The organism is Nocardia sp. NPDC051750, from assembly GCF_044453135.1.
GTDB lineage: Bacteria > Actinomycetota > Actinomycetes > Mycobacteriales > Mycobacteriaceae > Nocardia.
This window is the reverse complement of record NZ_JBITCK010000001.1, coordinates 880436-899087: the sequence shown is the minus strand read 5'-3', so window position 1 is coordinate 899087 and position 18652 is coordinate 880436. Positions and strand designations below refer to the sequence as shown.

Here is an 18652-nt window from a genome sequence, read left to right as displayed (position 1 = left end):
CGTACAGGACGCACTCGACCCGACAAGGAAGGGACATCGTGGCTGAGTACACGCTGCCAGATCTGGATTACGACTACGGCGCCCTGGAGCCGCATATCTCCGGGCAGATCAACGAGATTCACCACTCGAAACACCACGCGACCTACGTGGCCGGTGTGAACACCGCGCTGGAGAAGCTCGAAGCCGCACGCGAAGCCGGTGATCACGGCGCCATCTTCTTGAACGAGAAGAACCTCGCTTTCCACCTCGGCGGTCACGTCAACCACTCCATCTGGTGGAAGAACCTCTCCCCCAACGGCGGCGACAAGCCGACCGGTGAGCTGGCCGCCGCCATCGACGACCAGTTCGGCTCGTTCGACAAGTTCCGCGCGCAGTTCACCGCCGCGGCGAACGGCCTGCAGGGCTCGGGCTGGGCGGTGCTCGGCTACGACACCCTCGGCCAGAAGCTGCTGACCTTCCAGCTCTACGACCAGCAGGCCAATGTCCCGCTGGGCATCATCCCGCTGCTGCAGGTCGATATGTGGGAGCACGCCTTCTACCTGCAGTACAAGAACGTCAAGGCCGACTATGTGAAGGCCTTCTGGAACGTGGTCAACTGGGCCGACGTCCAGGAGCGTTTCGCCCGGGCCACCAGCCAGGCCAAGGGCCTGGTCTTCGGCTGATCGCCGGCCTTCGGGCGGCGCTCGCACCGAGCCCGCGGACCAGAGGTCCGCGGGTTTTTCGGTATCCCGGGTACCCGAGCTGGCACTCTCTGGTACTTGTGTGCCAGACAACTTCTGCGCGATCCTCATCTTTCAGACAATTCGCGGCATGAGCGAGTCTCATGCCCGATGGATAGGGACGGGCAACGCCGCCCCCGGGATCCGCACGGGAGGCATCATGCGTGGGAACAGTCCGATCGGCGTCACGCCGTTCCACGCAGGCGGGACCCTGCGCGGCTTCGTGATCTCCGGCCGCTGGCCGGATACGACCAAGGAATGGTCGCAGTTGCTGGTGCTCGCGGTCCGCGTGGCATCGATGCCCGGCCTTCTCACCACGTCGACGATTTTCGGGGTACGCGAGGAACTGCCCGAAGATCCGGAGCCGGATACGGTGGGCCTGGTGATCTCGGAGGGGCCGGTGCTCGGCGAGGAGGGCGTGCAGCCCGGCCGCTTCGCCGAACACATCCCACCGGCCCTGTTCATGCTGCATCCCCCGGCGGAAACCAACCCCTCACTACCGGAGTGCACGGGCGCGGCGTCCGGATGCGTACTCCTGCCGGGTCTGCCGCACCTCGGGTTGGAGCACCGGGCGGCCTGGGCCGAGGCGGAGGCAGACGGGACGGTCACTTCCCTGGTCAGCAGGGTCGGGTTGGATCCGATCAGCGATCCCGATACCGCCGTACTCGCCATGTTGCTGGCCGCCTGAGCGGGGGCGTCGAGCCAGGCCGGAAGACCGGGCTCACATCGAATGTCGCAATCACCCGCCCGCACACCGGACGCGGCCGACCCGCTGGTTACTTCAGTTTCGACATGATCTCTGCGAGCGTGTTCATGACGGCCTGCTGGCCCGATTCGAGCCGCTCCTGCCCGGCACGCAGATCCTGGACGTCGGCACGCAGCTCCGTCTGTCCGGTCTCGAGTCGGGCCTGTCCGGCTTCGAGGCGTGTCTGCCCGGCCTGAAGATCCTGGATATCAGCATGCAGACTGCCGAGCTCCCCCATGACCGCGCTGTGATTGCTGTTGGTCCGGGCTCGCAGAATCCGGACCGATTCCGGTTCCTGCTCTCGCTCGTTGATCAACTGCACGACCTGGGCTTCCAGGACAGCCAAGCGGTTCTCGATCGACATCTGACGTGATCCTCTCGTTGCTCGGTAGTGTACCGATCAACCGGGCCCATCAGGCTTTCGTCCGGTCTCACGGCTCACGGTTCTCCGGTAATCCGGCCGTTCAGCGGCCGGAAGCACTTCGCACTACTCACAAGGAGATTTCGGCCTCGCCCAGGCGCAACCGTCGAGGGCCCTGCTTCCGTTCAGGGCTCGCGATCTGTTTGCTGGAGTGATGCCACAAAACCGTTCCGGCCGACCGGACAACGGTTATCAGGGCCCCCTAACTATGCCGCTACCTTAGCCAAACTTATTGTCAGAAGCCACTTTTCGCGATGGCTTGATTGCGACACCGGCCCGAGTGCGATAGAGTTGCCGACAGCGAAGGGGAGTAGCCCCCAATCACGCGGTCGACATACTGACCTCACCGCTTCGGCGGTGGGTCCGGTCGCGTGAACCGGTATCCACCGGTGGGCGAGACCTTCGGCCGGACAGCAATCTCGTTGTCGGCCGGAGGTGAACCCGTTTCCGGCCGGCGAACCGGAGGATCGGGAGCCCCTCGGATGATCGCCACCATCGGACTCGCCATCGGCATCGTTTTCCTTGCCGAACTGGGCGACAAGTCCCAGCTCATGGCGTTGACCTTTGCCCTGCGTTATCGCTGGTGGGTGGTTCTCGGCGGTATCACCGTGGCCACCGCCACCGTCCACGTCCTCTCGGTCGCGATCGGACATTTCCTGGGTTCCGCGCTGCCCACGACGGCCATCGCCTGGATCGCGGCGGTCACCTTCCTCGCCGTCGGCGTGTGGACGCTACGCGAACTCGCCGGCGATGACGACGAGGAAGAACCGGCAGCGTCCAGGTTGGCCACCGCGGCGCCTTTCTTCGTTGTTCTCTCGGCCTTCCTGCTGGCCGAGCTCGGCGATCGCACCATGTTCGCCACCGCCGCGCTGGCCACCGACAACAACTGGGCGGCGGTCTGGCTGGGATCCACCATCGGCATGGTGGCAGCGGATGCCCTGGCCATCGCCGCGGGCATCCTGCTGGGCAAGCATCTACCGGAACGAGCCATCGGATTCGGGTCGGGACTGTTGTTCTTGTTCATCGGCGCACTGACCGCGGTGAACACCGCAGCACCGTCGATGGGCTTGGTACCGGCCATCGGTATCGCACTACTGGCCCCTGCCGGGGCGGCCGGGGCGATGTGGTGGCTGCGCACCCGCCGAATGGCCCGAGAAATCGCCGTGACCTCGATAGATGAGGACGAGATCGAGGGTCGGCGAGTCGGCGGGCAGTACTAGCATCAGATGGTCGGGCGGCGCAAGGGGACCGTCCACGGCTCCTCCCCCACCCACGGGTTAGGGTGCAATTGACGTTAGGCCAACTGGCTTGTCACGAACGAGAGGACCATCGTGGAGATTTCGGGTTCCGCCGCCATCGTCACCGGGGGCGCGTCCGGTCTGGGCGCCGCCACCGCCAAGCGTTTCGCCGATCTGGGCGCCACCGTCTTCGGGCTCGACGTACCGCAGTCGATCGAGCGCGCCGGCGACAATGTCCCCGACGGGGTCACCCTGCTCGCCGCCGATGTCACCAGCCACGAAGAGGTCGGCGCCGCCGTCGCGAAGGTGGTCGAATCGGGGACCCCGCTGCGTATCGTGGTCAACTGTGCCGGTGTCGGCTGGGCCGGTCGCATCCTGTCCAAGAACGGCCCGCACGACCTGGAACTGTTCCGCACGGTGATCACTGTGAACCTGCTGGGCACCTTCAACGTGATGCGCCTTGCCGCCGACGCCATCGCCAAGACCGACGCCGTCGACGAAGCCGGCCAGCGTGGTGTCGTCATCAACACCGCCTCGGTCGCCGCGTTCGAGGGCCAGATCGGGCAGATCGCGTACTCGGCGTCCAAGGGCGGCGTGCACGGTATGACCGTTCCGGCCGCACGCGATCTGGCGCAGTTCGGCATCCGTGTGAACACCATCGCCCCCGGCATCATCGACACCCCGATGCTCGCCGGTGTCACCGAGGAATACCGCCAGGGCCTCGAGGCCGGTGTCCCGTTCCCGTCCCGGCTGGGCCGGCCGGACGAGTACGCGCAGCTCTCGCAGTACATCGTCGAGCACGACTACCTGAACGGCGAGACCATCCGCATGGACGGCGCCCTGCGTATGGCACCGCGGTAACTCCGGCTCGCAATACGACTGCAACGCCCGCCGCCCGGTAACGGACGGCGGGCCTTCGTGTACAACAATGGGTGTGCAGCTATCCGCTGCTCCCGGATCTTCGTCCGCCAGGCGTCACAGACCGCGCGGAGGGTCAGCCGGCTACACCCCGAGCCGGAGCGGAACCGACTGCGGCACAGCCGCCTCCGGTAGTGGGCACCTCGCCGGACCCTTCAGTTTCTCGTCGGCCGAATCCGCGGTCCTGTATACGTGTTCGGATAGGTCGGAGGTCTTGCCCGGGGCGGCACCATCCCGACCGGAAAGCGGGCGGCGAGCGTTCGCCTTCCAGGTGCGCCTACTACAGGAGGCCGGTTCGATCGGCGAAGGGGCCGGCAGCCGCCACGCGTGCCCGCCAGGCATCGCAGATCCGGCGGATTGCCCACTTCTCATCGTTGCCGTCGATACGGCATCCGTCGCGCGTGGCGTCCCACCGGTCGTAACCGTCCTCGTCGTAACCGTCCTCGTCGTAGCCCCACGTGTCAAAGCCGTCGCGATCATAGCCGTCACGGTCATAACCCCACCGGTCGAAACCTTCTTTGTCGTAACCGCGGTTATCGCGACCGAATCGGTCATAACCTTCGCGGTCATACCCCCACCGGTCGTAGCCGGCGGAGTCATAGTCATCGGAGACGGGGGCGAGGTGCGTCGTGATCGGACCGATCCCTGGTTCCGCCGAAGCCGGTGCCACTGCCAGGGCGGGGGCAGCGAACAGCGCGCCGAGCAGCGCGATCCGAAGCGAGGTGTAGCGCAATCCACGGCGCGCCACAGTGGTAGTCGACATGATCGAGCTCCTATCCGGAACACGATTCGCGTGTCCCGGATAATCCATCGCCCGCACCCCTTGACGAATTACAAACCGCAGGTCGAAGTCCTCACGAAAACCTGTGCGCCCAAAAGGTTTCGGATGATGTGCCGGTGAGCCCATGCTGCGCCCCGGCCGAACAGAACCGTTGCCGGTGTGCCCGACCTCCGGTATGCGATGGCCGCAGCAGCAAAAATCGGGAAAGCCGCGTACTTCTTCGGCCACCTCATCCCATGGGTGCCCCCGGGGAATTCGGGAGGAGGCCGCGGGCACGCCGCGGCCTCCTTCCGGTCAGAGCGTACGCGTCAGCCGGTCGGCAAGGATCTGCGCGAATTTGGCCGGATCCTTCAGTTCCCCGCCTTCGGCCAGCACAGCCGTGCCGTACAGGAGTTCGGCGGTCTCGATGAGCTCGGGGACCTTCCCCTCATCGGCGTCGTCCTTGCGGGCGTCGTAGGCATCGCGCAGCCCGGTCACCAGCGGATGGGTGGGGTTGAGTTCCAAAATCCGCTTGAACTGCGGCAGTTCCTGACCCGACGCCCGATACATCCGTTCCAGCATCGGGGTCATATCGAAGACATCACCCACCAGGCAGACCGGCGAGCTGGTCAGCCGGGAGCTGAGCCGGACCTCTTTGACGCTGTCCTCCAGCGTTTTACCCAGCCAGGTCAGCACCTCGGCGAAATCCTTGTCCTGCTGTTCGCGCAGGGCCTCGGATTCCTTCTTCTCCTCCTCGGTCTCCAGATCGACCTCGCCCTTGGCGATCGACTGGAACGGTTTACCGTCGAATTCCGTGACCGAGCCGACCCACATCTCGTCGACCGGGTCGGTGAGGATCAGCACCTCGCGGCCCTTGGCGCGGAAGGCCTCCAGATGCGGCGACCGCTCGACCTGATCCCGGGATTCCCCGGTCATGTAGTAGATGCCGTCCTGGCCCTCGGGCATCCGCTCCACGTACTCCGCGAGCGTGGTCGCCTCGGTGTCGGAGTGGGTGGAGGCGAAGGAGGACACCTCCAACAGGGTCTTCTGGTTGTCGAAGTCGGAGAGCAGGCCCTCCTTCAGGACCCGGCCGAATTCCTGCCAGAACGTACGGTATTTCGCCTGGTCCTCGGCACTCTGCAGATCCTTGACCGTGCTCAGGATCTTTTTGACCAGCCGCTTGCGGATCATCTGGATCTGCCGGTCCTGCTGCAGGATCTCCCGGGAAACGTTCAGCGACAGATCCTGGGCGTCCACCACGCCCTTGACGAAGCGCAGGTACTCCGGCATCAACTCTTCGCAGTTGTCCATGATGAACACGCGCTTCACATAGAGCTGTACGCCGCGCTTGTGCTCGCGGGTGAACAGGTCGAACGGCGCCTGCGAGGGCAGGAACAGCAGCGCCTGATATTCGAATGTGCCCTCGGCCTTGAGCGCGATGGTCTCCAGCGGTTCGTCCCACGCGTGGCTGACGTGCTTGTAGAACTCGTGGTACTCCTCCTCGGACACCTCGCCCTTGGGGCGGGTCCAGAGGGCCTTCATGGAGTTGAGGGTCTGCTCCTCGAGGACGGTTTTCTCCTGCTTCTCCTCGCCCTCACCCTCGGTCACCGTGCGCTCGACCTGCATCCGGATCGGCCAGGCGATGAAATCGGAGTACTTCTTCACGATCTCGCGGAGCTTGTGCTCCTGCGTGTAGTCGAAGAGATGGTCCTCGGCGTCGGCCGGTTTCAGGTGCAGGGTGACCGCGCTGCCCTGCGGGGCCTCGTCGAGGGTTTCGATGGTGTAGGTCCCCGACCCGGCCGCCGACTCCCAGCGCGTGGCTGTGGTCTCCCCCGCCCGGCGGGTGGTCAGCACGACCTTGTCGGCCACCATGAACGTCGAGTAGAAACCGATTCCGAACTGGCCGATCAGCTCCTCGGCGGCGGCGTCGGATTTCGCCTCGTTCAGTTTGCGGCGCAATTCGGCGGTTCCGGATTTGGCGAGGGTTCCGATCAGATCGACCACCTCGGCGCGCGACATACCGACGCCGTTGTCCCGGACGGTGAGGATCCGCTGATCCTTGTCGACCTCCAGCTCGATATGGAGATCATCGGTATCGACGTGCAGATCCTTGTCCTGGTAGGACTCCAGCCGCAGTTTGTCCAGCGCGTCGGAAGCGTTCGAGATCAGCTCCCGCAGGAACGTGTCTTTGTTGGAGTAGACCGAGTGGATCATCAGCTCGAGCAGCTGATGGGTCTCGGCCTGGAACTCGAGTTGTTCGACGTGCTCTGTCACGCCAGACATCGTAATCACGTCTGCGCCGGGCTCGGCGTTCCGGGAGCCTGTGCGAAATCACCGAGCGTGGGAACTTCCCGTTCCGCACAGTGTTCGACCGGGTCGCGCGGATTCATCCATTCGCGGAGCACCGCGGTCGCGCGCACATCGTCCTCGTTGTACTCGAACAACCGGGTGCGCTGGGTGAGATCCGGCGCACCGTCGTAACCGACCGCGCGCCGGTACCAGCTCATCGACGCCTCGCCGCCGGCCTCCGGATCACGCCAGGCGAACCCGGCGACGGGCGCGATCTTCTTCAGTCCTTTACCGCTCGGGCAGATGAACTGATCGGTGACGGCCTGGAACATATCCACCCACTGCACCGAATCGACGAACTTCGTGATCTGCGCCTCGGTAGGGATTCCCGGGCGCCCGGCGAACCGGCGAGCCGATTCGTACAGCCATTTGTCCTCGGCGGAACGTGAATAGCAGTAGGCGGCGAAGGTTTTACCGGCGGCCACTGCTTGGTCACGGACCCCCATCAACCAGGTCCAGAATTCGACGAAGGACCGGCCTTCGTCCTCGGTGGGCAGCGGATCCCAGGTGACAAACGGCCGGTACACCCCGTCGAGCAAGGTGCCCCAGAGATAGGCGCCTTCCTCCTGGTAGCTCTCCAGATCGACATCCACTTCGACATCCGCCCGGCGCACCCACACCCGCTCGAACCGGCGCACCAGCGGCGCGTCCACCAGCCACGCCCGCGCGGTGACCACCGCCTCCTCGAACGGCCCGTGCTGCCAGTCCTCGGGTTCCGGCCCCATCCAGGAGGCCAGTTCGTCGATCGTCCGCACACCGTGCCCGCGCAGCACGTCGGCCCGGGAACCCGGCGCCACCACACTCACATCGCGGTGCTCGTTCAACCAGCCCTGACAACCGCCCGCGGTGCCGCGCGTCCACCAGGGGCACTGGCGGCATTCGGGCACTTTCGACGGCACGGTCGCGACCTCACCGCGGACCACCGCGATCCGATCCGCGTAGCGGGTGTCGTAATCGGTGAGCACCGCGGTCAGGTCGTGGACCAGTATCCGGTCGAAATGGAAGCCGATCACGCCACCGGCCGGGGTGGCGGGCGCGAGACCGTTGCGCTGCAGCATCCGATACACATGGGCGAGGCGCTGCTGGTCCCGCGGTTGCTGGCGCAGCTTGCGGGCCCGGTCGGGTTCGGGATGCCAGTGCAGCAGATCCGAGGTCAGCGGATGAAATTCGGCCGGTTCGGGTTTACGCGGATCGGTGACCTTGTGGTTGACCACGATGACCGGGATATAGCCACCGGATTCGTCGCGCAGCAGGATTTCGGCGCCGCCGCGGCGGCCGGTATCGGGTTCCTGCGGGAGCAGCCCGCCCCAGATGCGGGCGGCCCCCGCCGCGCACGCCCGCAGCGTGGCCGCCGCGCGGGCGCGGGCGGACTGGGCCGGGTCGATGATCACCCAGCTGTCCGGATCCGCGGCGACGAGAGTGTCCCGGACCCGGTCCCGATGGGCCTGCGCGGCGGCGCGGCGCTGCTGTACGCCGGTGTCCTCGCGCACGTCGGCCAGTTGTTCCGGATAGGTGGCATCGAGCCCGAGCCGATGTCGGCAACCGATCAGCCCCCGCGCGTCCAGGAAGACCGGCCGGTCGCCCTCGGCGGCCGGGACCCGGCCGGTGAGCACGGGGAATTCACGCCGATCGGAATCGGCGCCGGCGCCGGCTTCGGCGGGATCTTCGCGGTCGATACTGCCCGGTTGCACGCAAGCAGTATGGTCCCTGCCCCCGACAGTCCACCGAATCGAGCACCCGATCAGGGTTCGAGAGCCCGCCGCGTGCGGAGTCTCTCGCCGGTTGGGCCGGGAAACCGATAAGGTGTCCGCGAACCGTGTGACACGGGTGGACGGTGCGGTTCTCCGCGTCGTATCGCCGCAGCGAACCAGCATTACGGAGGGCCTTCGATGGGGTTGTTCACCAAGCGCAAGCGGCGGCCGAGTCGGCGGGCCGAGGCCAAGGCTCTCAAGCACAAGGCCGCGATCGAGGCCAAACTCGGCGCCAAGAACGAGCGCAAACGGCACCGCACCGAAGCTCGCTCCCAGCGCAAGGTCGCCAAGGCACAGGTCGCCGCCCTGCAGGCCGAGGAGAAAGCCGCCCTGAAAACGGCCGCTCGCGCCGAGCGGGACCCGTTCAGTCCGGGAGAGGTGAAGAAGTACCTCGGGGTGGCACGGGTGCTGGTTCCGGTGCTCGCCCCGCTGGCCTACCGCGGCGCGACCTACGTGCGCGGCCAACTGGACGCGCGCCGGGCGAAACAGCTCGGGGTCGGGGTGAATCAGCTCGGCGAGTACGCCGGGCACGGTGGCCGGCTCCAAGCCCGGATCACCCATACCGAGGCCGCCCTCGACAAGATCACCAACGGGAACGCGGGCAAGGACAAGGACGCCCAGCAGTTCGTCGCGAGCGCCCGCAGCCGGCTCGACGCGCTCACCTCGGCCGTCCGCACCGCCGATCAGATGCCCGCGGCGCGGCGGCGCTCGGTGCACGCGTCGATCGCCACCGAACTGTCCAAGATCGAGGCGGACGTCCTGGCCCGCCTCGGCGTCGCCTGATCACGGCGAAGAACACGATCGTCCCGGGCCGGGTATACGTCGCCCGGGCCCGTCGGCGACTATGGACGGCGACCGGCGAACCCCGCCGCACCGAGATCCAGGAAAGCGCCCGATGCCCACGAACCTGTGTCCAGGCCCCGCTCAGCTGCGGGGCCTCGTGGTGGGCCTGGTAACCGGAGCGCTGGCGGTCGCGGCGCACGGAGCGGCAGGCGGCGGCTATCCCTCGTCGACCGGTGTCGCGCTGTTGCTGCTGGTCACCCTGGTCACCGGGTGGGCGTCCGGTTCCGTGGCCGCCGGAATACGCGGCAGGTTCGCGCACCGGGCCGCCACCCCCGGACTCGGGATTCTGCTGCCCCTCGCGACAGGTCAGTTCGCCGGGCACTGGGCCCTGACCGGTCTCACCGGCCACCACACCGGCGCGGATACCGCGATCGGCGAGTCGATCGCCGGACCGCTGCCGACCGCGATGCTCGCCGCCCATCTGCTGGCGGTGCTGCTCTGCACCCTGCTGATCGCCGCGGCCGAGCGGCTCTATCGGGAAGCGTCGGCGGTGCTGCGGGTACTGCTCGCAGCCGCGCGCCCGGTGCCGCGAGTACCCCGGGTCCTTGCCGCCACGAATGTCTCAACCCTGCGATACCGCCCTCCGAACGGGGCATCCGGTCCACGTGCGCCGCCGGCACGCGTGGCCACCGACGTACCCAATTCCTTCGGAGAGAAAGTATTCGCCCCATGTCCTACGGGTTTTCCCCGACCCTGCGCCGCGGCCTGACCGCCGTAACCGCCGCGGGATTCGTCCTCGCCGGCGCCGGTACGGCAGCCGCGCATGTCTCCGTTTCCGCTCCCAGCGCGACCCCCGGACGTTCGGCTGTCGCGACCTTCAGCGTGCCGACCGAATCCGAGACCGCCGGCACCACCGCCGTGCGGATCACCGTGCCGGAGATGGCGACGGCACGCACCGAACCGGTCCCCGGCTGGACCGCAAAAATCGACCGCGACGACCAGGATCGGGTTGTCGCGGTCACCTGGACCGCGAATCCCGGTGCTCCCGGTATCCGGCCCGGTGAATTCCAGCGTTTCGTGGTGTCGCTGGGACCGTTGCCCGAATCGGAGTCGATCAGCTTCCCGGCCGAACAGACCTACAGCGACGGAACGGTCGTGCGCTGGAACGAAACCGGCGACCACGATTCGGTCGAACATCCCGCGCCCGTCCTCGCTCTCACCCCGGCCGGTTCCGAGGATTCCGGCCATGAGCACGGCGACCGGTCCGCGGCGGCCCCGGCCGAGAGCGACAGCACCGATACCACCGCCCGCTGGCTCGGTGGTATCGGCCTGGCGCTGGCCGCACTGGCCCTGGGCGCCGGCGTCGGCGCTGTGGTCAGGGGTCGGCGGTGAGCCGCCGGGCGACCGGATCGGTTCGACTGTTCGCGCTGGTCACCGCCCTGATTTGGCTGATCATCGGACCGATCGCCGGGACCGCGAGCGCGCATTCCACCGTTGTGGGCAGCGAACCGGCCGACGGGGCCACCCTCGACGCCGGACCGGCGCGCGCCACCATCACCTTCAACGAACCGCTGCAGCCGAATTTCCCGGCGATGACCGTGGTGGGTCCGGACGGAAACCTGTGGTCCAAGGGCGAGCCGGTCGTCGAGGGCCGCGACCTCAGTGTCGAGGTCGGCGATCTCGGCCCGGCCGGGGTGTACCGGGTCGCTTATCGAGTCACCTCGGCGGACGGCCATGTCGTCGACGGCGAACGGACCTTCACGCTGAGCACCGCCGGCCAGGGCACACCCGGACCGGCGGCGAACGCGCAGAGTTCCAGCGACGGTTCGGGCGGCGGTGTACCGGTGTGGGTCTACATCGCCGGGGCGGTCATCCTGTTCGGTGCCGGGCTGGCGTTCGCGTTGTTCGGGGCGAATCTGGGAAAGGGTAAGAGCCGGCCGTGAGAAGTGGTCTCCCGGGCGGGCTCGATCGGCGAGTCGCGCTCGGGCTCGCTGTTCCGGCGGGCCTGCTCGGGGTACTGCTGGCCTGGACGCTGAGCGATATTCCGGCGGCCGCTGCCGTGCGGGTCGGCGCGGATCTCGCCGGTGCGGCAGTGCTCGGCCTCGCCACGCTGCCGCGGTTGAACGAACGGCTGGACGTGCCGTGGCGGATGATGGCGGTACTGGCCGGGTTGTGGTGCTGCCTCGAGTTCGCGGTACTGGTTTTCGCCGCGGGCGAGGTGGTCGGCTCGGGTGTGGCCGCGCTGAGCCCGGCGGATTTCGGCACCTATCTGGTGCGTATCAGCGCCGGTCAGATCGGGGTGGCCATCCTGTGCGGTACGGCGGTCGTCGCGGGCTATGCCGCCCTCGCCTTCCGGCGTCCGCTGCAGCGCACCCCCGACCTGGTACTGGTGTTCGCCGCGGTCACCGTGACCCTGCGGCCGATCACCGGGCATATGTCGCAGCAGCCGCTCGGTTCGGTACTGGCCGGGGTGCACGCGCTGGCCGCGGCGATCTGGCTGGGTCTGCTGCTGGCCCTGGCCCTGGTGGTGCGCGGCCGCCGGGATTGGGCCGCCACCCTGCCCCGGTACTCCGCAATCGCGGTGCCGATGGTCGCCGCCGTGGCGGTGACCGGGGTGATCAACGGCCTGGTCCGGGTCGGTGGGATCACCCCATTTTTCACCACCGGTTACGGCCGGATCATGGTCGCCAAATCGATCCTGCTGATCGTGCTGCTCGCGCTCGGCTGGTGGTGGCGCAGGAGCTGGGTCGCGGCGGCGGCCGCGCACCGGATGAGCGCCGAGGCCTCGCTGCGGCGTGCGGTGGTGGAGGTCTCGGTGATGGCGCTGGTTTTCGGGCTGGCGGCATCGCTGGCTATCACGGGATAACCTGTGGTCATGCGTGACCGGTCCGGAACCCCAGGCTTCTTCCAGCGGATCGGATACATCTGCGGCCGCGCCCTGCCCGCCGAATACTCGGACTGGGTGCTGAACGACCTCACCGGCCCCGGCGCCACCCGGCGCTACCTGGTTCGCATGCTGGTGCCGATCGTGCTGGTCCTGCTGCTTTTCCTGCTGGTACCGGGGCCGATATGGGTGGGCGCGTCGATGATGGCGCTGTTGTTGTTGCCGCTGATCTATTTCACGGTGGCGCTGACCTACGTGTTCCGGCGCAACCGGCTGGTCAAGCACGGTCTGGACCCCGCCTTGGCCGATGCCGATGTCCGGCGCCGCGAAGAGGTCGAGCGCACGGCCTATGAACAGCGCCACGGACGGGCCTGAGCAGCGTCCGAATCCGAATCAACCCTGGTGACGGCGATCACACCGGCATAGCCTGGAGCTATGAAAACGCCGACTTTCAAGCAACGGATCGCCTACGATGTGGGCCGCGAGCTACCGGCGGATCTGCACGAATGGGTTGTCGACGATCTCTGTGGCCACCGGGCCATGGAGCGTTACCTGGTTCGCTTCGTCGGGCCGGTGATTCCGTTCTTCATCCTGATCCTGCTGTACCCGGGACCGATGACCCTCAAGCTCGGAATTATCGTCATGATGATCGTGCCGCTGATCATTTTCACGATCTCGCTGGCCTGGGTGTGGCGGCGCTACCGCTTGGTGCAGCACGGCCTCGACCCAGATCTGGCGGACCGGCAGAAATTCACGCAGCACGACCGCGAGCTCTACAACCTGCGCTATCGCCCCAGCGCATGAGCGAGTCGGGCCCGGAGGCGGCAGCGCAGCGTCACCACGCAGGGCCCTCGCTCATGCCCGATAGGCACAGCATGAACGAGTCAGGCCCGGAGGCGGCAGCGCAGCGTCACCACGCAGGGCCCTCGCTCATGCCCGATAGGCACAGCATGAACGAGTCAGGCCCGGAGGCCGTAGTGCGATACCTTCGCCTGCGCTCCGGTCTCCGCTGTCAGGATGTTGACCGGCCGCCGGTCTCGCTCATGCGCCGTGGACACTGAAGCCCGGACCGGGGATATCGCCGACACCACCGGGGGTCGGTGCCGACTGCGACGAACCTACCGGCACAATCGGAAAGGTGACCGAATCAGAGCAGCAGGTGGCCACCGCGGATCTCGCCGATGAGATCGGCCCCGATATCCGCAGTTGCGATACCCAGTTCATCCAGTTCGGCGGGCGCCCGGTCTTCTCCGGCCGGATCGTCACGATCCGCTGCTTCCAGGACAACCTGCTGGTCAAACAGACGCTGAGCGAACCCGGTGCCGGACAGGTGCTGGTGGTCGACGGCGGCGCGAGCGTACATACCGCCCTGGTGGGCGATATCATCGCCGGCCGCGGCGTCGACAACGGCTGGGCCGGTGTGGTGGTCAACGGTGCCGTCCGGGACTCGGCGATTCTGCGCACGCTGGAGATCGGACTGAAGGCGCTCGGCACCAACCCGCGCAAGAGCACCCAGCAGGGCGCCGGCGAGAAAGACGTCCCGGTGGAGTTCGGCGGGGTCACCTTCCGGCCCGGCGAGATGCTGTACAGCGATCACGACGGCATCGTGGTCCGCGCCGAGGACTGATCGAGTTCCGGCCTCTTCGCGGATCGGCGGCAGCGCCCCGGCCGCAGGACTATCCGGCGCTCACCCGGGCCTGATGCCCGGCCAGCGCTACGACATCACCCACTTGTAGCTGCCGCCCACGGCGCAACTCGACCTCGTCGTTCACCCGCACCAGCCCGGCGGCTATGACGGTTTTGGCCTCCGACCCCGATTCGATCAGATTGGCCAGTTTCAGGAACTGTCCGAGCCGAATGGCGGCATCGTCGACGGGCACATCGATTGGATCCGGCATAACCTCATGCTTACTCCCCCGGTCAGCAAGCCCTCCGACCACCCCGGGCGAATCCGGCGCCACGGCGCTGGATAATGCGACATACCCGACATTTCACCGGAATTCGCGCGCCACGCCCGGGACCGGGTTTCCCAATTCGGCCAACCGTCCCCGCGCACAGGGCAATACGTGCGGATCTCGGCCGATATACGCCTAACACGCCGGTAGACAGCCCGGATTCGGCGATTCCGGGCGGCAGACTGGAACAGTGATATCCACGCAGGAACCGCGAGACCTCGAACAACCCGGCCGATCCGGAACACCCGGACGGTTCCCGGCGATACCGCGCATCCTCGCGCTGGTATCCGGAGTTCTCGCCACCGCCTGCCTGATCTGGAGTTTTTCGCCCGCACTGGCCGCCGCGCTGCGCGGTCCCCGCGACTACCTCGACCAGTACTACCTGCACGCACCGGCTACGAACCTGCTGTGGGCGGCCATGGCCGGGTTGCTCGCTCTGAGCCTGTCCCGGCGCAAACGGCTGGCCTGGTGGGCCGCGCTCATCTATCTGGCGAGCTGGTTACCGGTGAACCTGGTCGATATCGTGCGCGAACACGATCGCCATGCCGCTGTCGCCTTGGTCGTACACGTCAGTGCCGTTGTCGCCCTCGTCGCCGGCCGGACGCAATTCGGGGCCCGGACGCTGCCGTGCTCACCGCGCCCCGCGGCTACCGTCGGTGCCGCTGGTCTGGCCGCCGCGGGTTTGGCCGGTTGGTGTGTGGTGCAGCTGTTTCCCGGTTCGCTTTCCTCGGGTGGCGCCCGCGCACTGTTCGTTGTTTCCCAGCTCACGGCGACTTTGACAGTGCAGGGGGACCTCGCCGGTTCCGCGCCGTTCGGCACCGCGTTCCTGGTCGGCCTGTTCGGCGCGCTGGTTTTCGCGGCGACCATCGGCGTGCTGCTGCGCACCCAGCGAACCGAGCACGCGCTCACCGAAACCGACGAGACGGCGCTGCGCGGGCTGCTGAACGGTCCGGACCCGGCCGGATCGATCGACTATTTCACGACCCGCCGCGACCGCAGTGTCGTTTTCACCCCCAACGGCCGCGCGGCCATCGGCTTCCGGGTGGAACTCGGGATCTGCCTGGCGCTGGGTGATCCGATCGGCGCCCGCGACTGCTGGCCGCAGGCGGTGGAAGCCTGGCAGCGCCACGCGGATCGGTTCGGCTGGCCGGTCGCCGTGATCGGCGCGAGCGAAACCGGGGTGCCGGTATATCGACGAGCGGGCCTCACCGCTGAGCCGGCCGGCGCGGAGGCCCTCCTCGATACGCGAACCTTTTCGCTGGCCACCCCGGAACTTCGACCCGTCCGCGATGCTGTCGCCCGGCTGCGCAAACAGGGTGTGACCGTGCGGATCCGGCGCCACCGCGAGATCGGGACCGCCGAATTCGCGCGGCTCGCGGTCGCCGCCGAGCAGTGGCGTCATACCGAGACCGAGCGTGGCTATCCACTCCCCCTCGGCCGGCTCGGCGACCGGCGCGACGAGGACTGCCTGCTCGTCGAGGCGATCGACGCCGACGGCCACACAGTCGGATTGCTCTCGCTGGTGCCGTGGGGCCGTACCGGGGTCACCCTGGAGCTCCTACGCCGCGAACCGGATTCGGCCGAGGACATCACCGACCTGCTCATCGCGGAATTCGCGCTCCGGGCCGAACAGCACGGCATCGAACAGGTCTCGTTGAACTTCACCGTCTTCCGCTCGGTGTTCGAAGCCGCCGGACACCGGAGCGAGCCGCGATCGGTGCGCAGAATCCGTTCGGTCGCCACCACGATGACACCCCTCCTACGCGGCGCACGCACCCTGCCGCTGTCGTTCTCGCAGTGGTGGCAACTGGATCGGCTGTACCGCTGCGGTATGCGGTATCAGCCGCGGTGGATGCCCCGATTCGTCCTGGCGTCGGACCCACGAGACCTCCCGCGGATCGCCGTGGCGAGCGCGCGCGCCGAAGGTCTCTTGCCCAGGTTGCCCGGCGGCACCGGCGCGTTCACCTATACCGGGCGCTATCGTGCCGCCCCGGCGAACGCCGCGGTCGTACGGCCGGAGATCACCGTCCCGGCACCGGTGACCGACCCGGCACCCGAGCACGACCGCCGGCCGGAGCAGATGCGGGTCCGGATCGACAAACTGGAACGTCTCACCGCCGCGAATATCGACCCGTATCCCCGGCCCTTCCCGCCGACTCATACCGTGGCCGCGGCCCGCCGGGTCCCGCGCGGCACCACCGTCCGCGTCTCCGGCCGGCTGCTGCGGCTGCGTGATTGCGGCGGTGTGCTGTTCGCGGTGGTCCGCGACTGGACCAGCGATATCCAGCTCCTGCTCGACCGCGATCGTCTCGGCGCCCAGCGCTGCGCCGAATTCGCCGAACTCGTCGATCTGGGTGACCTGATCTCGGTCAGCGGGCAACTGGGTTACAGCCGCCGCGGTGAACTGTCGCTGCTGGTGGCGGATTGGCGGATGCTGGGCAAATGCCTGCGTCCGCTCCCCGGTAAATGGCACGGGCTCACCGACCCCGATACGCGGATGCGGCGCGGATATCTGGACCTGATGATCGACCGGGATGCCCGCGAACTGCTGGTCCGCCGCAGCGCTGTCCTGCGCTCCCTCCGAGATGCCCTGCACGACGGCGGTTTCCTGGAGGTCAGCTCACCGGTTCTGCAGCCCGGCTCCGGAACGGGCACGGCACGCAGTATGCGCACGCAGATCGACGCCGACAATGCCGATCTGCACCTGCGGGTCGCGCCGGAGGCGGCGTTGAAGCGGCTGTGTGTCGGCGGTGTGGAGAAGGTTTTCGAACTCGGGCCCAGTTTCCGCAATACCCGCGCGGGTGCACGGCACCTGCCGGAGTTCACCCTCCTGGAAGCCTATGAGGCACACAGCGATCACCAGCGGATGATGACCCTGTGCCGGCAACTGGTACAGCAGGCGGCACTGGCCGCGAACGATTCGATGATCGCGATGCGGCCACGCCCCGGCGGTTCACTCGAGGCGGTGGACCTGTCCGGCGAATGGCGGGTGCGTTCGATCTACGAAGCACTCGGCCAGGAAGCCGGTACCGAGATCACTCCGGAAACCGACCTGCCGGACCTGCGCGAACTGTGCGAAAAAGCCGATATCACTTGTCAGCCCGGCTGGGACCACGGCCGGACCGTATACGCCCTCTACCAGCGGTTGGTAGCCGAAACCACCTCCGAGCCCACCTTCTACACGGATTTTCCCACCGCGGTTTCCCCGCTCGCCCGCCCGCATCGACGCCGTACCGGACTGGCCGAACGCTGGGATCTGGTTGCGGGCGGAATCGAATTGGGCAGCGGTCGTAGCGAACTGACCGACCCGGTGGAACTGCGCCGCCGGTTCACCGCGCACGCACGCCTGGCCGCCGATGGCGGCCCGGCCGGTACCGGGCTCGACGAGGAGTTCCTCTGCGCATTGGAGCACGCCATGCCGCCGACCGGCAGCCTCAGCCTGGGCGTGGAGCGGGTCCTGATGCTGCTGACCGGGCGCCCCATTCGGGAAACCCAGAGCTTTCCGCTGGTCCGGCATCGTTGAGGTAGTGCCTCCGTGAGAGGGAGGGCTGGAGGTTTCGTGGTCACGCTACGGGGAAGTACCGTGTAGTGTCCCGGCCCCAGGAGGAGGGGCCTTACTTTCGGAATACGGGGATTGATTGTGAGTTATCTGGACCTGCTCAGCCATGCGAGCCAGGTGGACTATTCGGCCTGGGCCGACACCGATGTGCTGGCGTCGGCGACCGATCTGGCGGCCCGCAAGAAGAGCAAGGGCAAAGGCGGCGGTGGCGGCTGGATCGTCGGACTGATCTGCGTGCTGGTCATCGTGGCCATCGTCGTCGCGGTCATTGTGCTGAATAAGAAGAAGAGCAACGACAACGCGCAGGGCCAGTTCCCGCCGCCCGGCCAGCCACCGCAGGGCGGCTACCCACCGCAGAGCGGGTTCCCCCAGCAGGGCGGCTACCCGCAGCAAGGTGGCTACCCGCAGCAGGGCGGTTATCCCCAGCAGGGTGGTTATCCGCAGCAGGGTTATCCCCAGCAAGGCGGCTACCCACAACAGGGCGGCTACCCCTCGGACCCGAATAGCCCGAACCCGCCACAGGGCGGTCAGCCACCGTACCCGCCGGTCGGCCACTGACCCGCCGGAAAC

19 protein-coding genes are annotated in these 18652 nt (G+C 67.3%); 14 read left to right on the top strand and 5 right to left on the bottom strand.

From position 1 onward, the window contains the following. Positions 1-38: 38 nt before the first annotated feature. Positions 39-662, top strand: coding sequence for a superoxide dismutase (locus ACIA75_RS03865; RefSeq protein WP_397099603.1), 624 nt, complete (start codon positions 39-41; stop codon positions 660-662). A 217-nt stretch (positions 663-879) separates the two neighbouring features. Continuing rightward, a complete protein-coding gene (locus ACIA75_RS03860) occupies positions 880-1407 on the top strand; it encodes a peptidase (RefSeq protein ID WP_397099601.1) in 528 nt (175 codons plus the stop codon). Positions 1408-1495: 88 nt separating this feature from the next. On the opposite strand, the gene ACIA75_RS03855 is transcribed toward ACIA75_RS03860, so the two are convergent. Continuing rightward, complete coding sequence (locus ACIA75_RS03855; protein ID WP_397099599.1) at positions 1496-1828, bottom strand: hypothetical protein; 333 nt, start codon at positions 1826-1828, stop codon at positions 1496-1498. A gap of 539 nt (positions 1829-2367) precedes the next feature. On the opposite strand from ACIA75_RS03855, the gene ACIA75_RS03850 reads away from it, so the two are divergent. Further along, positions 2368-3105, top strand: a complete 738-nt coding sequence (locus ACIA75_RS03850) for a TMEM165/GDT1 family protein (protein ID WP_397099597.1) — start codon at positions 2368-2370, stop codon at positions 3103-3105. A gap of 111 nt (positions 3106-3216) precedes the next feature. Continuing rightward, positions 3217-3984, top strand: a complete 768-nt coding sequence (locus ACIA75_RS03845) for an SDR family NAD(P)-dependent oxidoreductase (RefSeq protein WP_397099595.1) — start codon at positions 3217-3219, stop codon at positions 3982-3984. Positions 3985-4321: 337 nt separating this feature from the next. On the opposite strand, the gene ACIA75_RS03840 is transcribed toward ACIA75_RS03845, so the two are convergent. From ACIA75_RS03840 to ACIA75_RS03830, 3 genes are all read right to left on the bottom strand, one after another. Continuing rightward, the gene (locus ACIA75_RS03840; protein WP_397099593.1) at positions 4322-5050 is read right to left on the bottom strand and encodes a hypothetical protein; all 729 of its coding nucleotides are present in this window, start codon (positions 5048-5050) and stop codon (positions 4322-4324) included. 66 nt (positions 5051-5116) lie between these two features. Beyond that, positions 5117-7075 carry a molecular chaperone HtpG gene (gene htpG / locus ACIA75_RS03835; protein ID WP_397099591.1) on the bottom strand — a complete coding sequence of 653 codons (1959 nt, stop codon included), beginning with the start codon at positions 7073-7075 and terminating at the stop codon, positions 5117-5119. Positions 7076-7089: 14 nt separating this feature from the next. Further along, the gene (locus ACIA75_RS03830; RefSeq protein ID WP_397100899.1) at positions 7090-8763 is read right to left on the bottom strand and encodes a TM0106 family RecB-like putative nuclease; all 1674 of its coding nucleotides are present in this window, start codon (positions 8761-8763) and stop codon (positions 7090-7092) included. Positions 8764-9039: 276 nt separating this feature from the next. Between ACIA75_RS03830 and ACIA75_RS03825 the strand changes: the two genes are divergently transcribed. From ACIA75_RS03825 to rraA, 8 genes are all read left to right on the top strand, one after another. After that, on the top strand, positions 9040-9684 hold the full coding sequence (locus tag ACIA75_RS03825) for a DUF6474 family protein (protein WP_397099589.1): 645 nt from the start codon (positions 9040-9042) through the stop codon (positions 9682-9684). A gap of 112 nt (positions 9685-9796) precedes the next feature. Continuing rightward, on the top strand, positions 9797-10453 hold the full coding sequence (locus ACIA75_RS03820) for a hypothetical protein (protein ID WP_397099587.1): 657 nt from the start codon (positions 9797-9799) through the stop codon (positions 10451-10453). Then, entirely contained in the window at positions 10414-11076 is a 663-nt protein-coding gene (locus ACIA75_RS03815) for a YcnI family protein (RefSeq protein ID WP_397099585.1), read from the top strand. Before ACIA75_RS03820 ends, ACIA75_RS03815 begins: the two co-directional genes overlap by 40 nt. After that, on the top strand, positions 11073-11627 hold the full coding sequence (locus ACIA75_RS03810; RefSeq protein ID WP_397099583.1) for a copper resistance protein CopC: 555 nt from the start codon (positions 11073-11075) through the stop codon (positions 11625-11627). The genes ACIA75_RS03815 and ACIA75_RS03810 overlap by 4 nt, the downstream gene beginning before the upstream one ends. Then, on the top strand, positions 11624-12550 hold the full coding sequence (locus ACIA75_RS03805) for a CopD family protein (protein WP_397099581.1): 927 nt from the start codon (positions 11624-11626) through the stop codon (positions 12548-12550). The genes ACIA75_RS03810 and ACIA75_RS03805 overlap by 4 nt, the downstream gene beginning before the upstream one ends. Positions 12551-12559: 9 nt before the next feature. Beyond that, a complete protein-coding gene (locus ACIA75_RS03800; RefSeq protein ID WP_397099579.1) occupies positions 12560-12943 on the top strand; it encodes a DUF5313 family protein in 384 nt (127 codons plus the stop codon). Between the two features lie 60 nt (positions 12944-13003). Then, the gene (locus ACIA75_RS03795) at positions 13004-13372 is read left to right on the top strand and encodes a DUF5313 family protein (RefSeq protein ID WP_397099577.1); all 369 of its coding nucleotides are present in this window, start codon (positions 13004-13006) and stop codon (positions 13370-13372) included. A 334-nt stretch (positions 13373-13706) separates the two neighbouring features. After that, positions 13707-14195 (top strand): ribonuclease E activity regulator RraA, encoded by a 489-nt coding sequence (gene rraA, locus ACIA75_RS03790; RefSeq protein ID WP_397099575.1) that lies wholly within the window; start codon positions 13707-13709, stop codon positions 14193-14195. A gap of 49 nt (positions 14196-14244) precedes the next feature. Here the strand turns inward: rraA and ACIA75_RS03785 are convergent, their stop codons facing one another. After that, entirely contained in the window at positions 14245-14466 is a 222-nt protein-coding gene (locus tag ACIA75_RS03785) for an RNA-binding S4 domain-containing protein (RefSeq protein WP_397099573.1), read from the bottom strand. A gap of 247 nt (positions 14467-14713) precedes the next feature. Here ACIA75_RS03785 and lysX point away from each other — a divergent pair, with 247 nt between their 5' ends. Continuing rightward, entirely contained in the window at positions 14714-18046 is a 3333-nt protein-coding gene (gene lysX, locus ACIA75_RS03780) for a bifunctional lysylphosphatidylglycerol synthetase/lysine--tRNA ligase LysX (protein ID WP_397099571.1), read from the top strand. A gap of 117 nt (positions 18047-18163) precedes the next feature. Continuing rightward, entirely contained in the window at positions 18164-18640 is a 477-nt protein-coding gene (locus tag ACIA75_RS03775; protein WP_397099569.1) for a hypothetical protein, read from the top strand. Positions 18641-18652 lie beyond the last annotated feature (12 nt).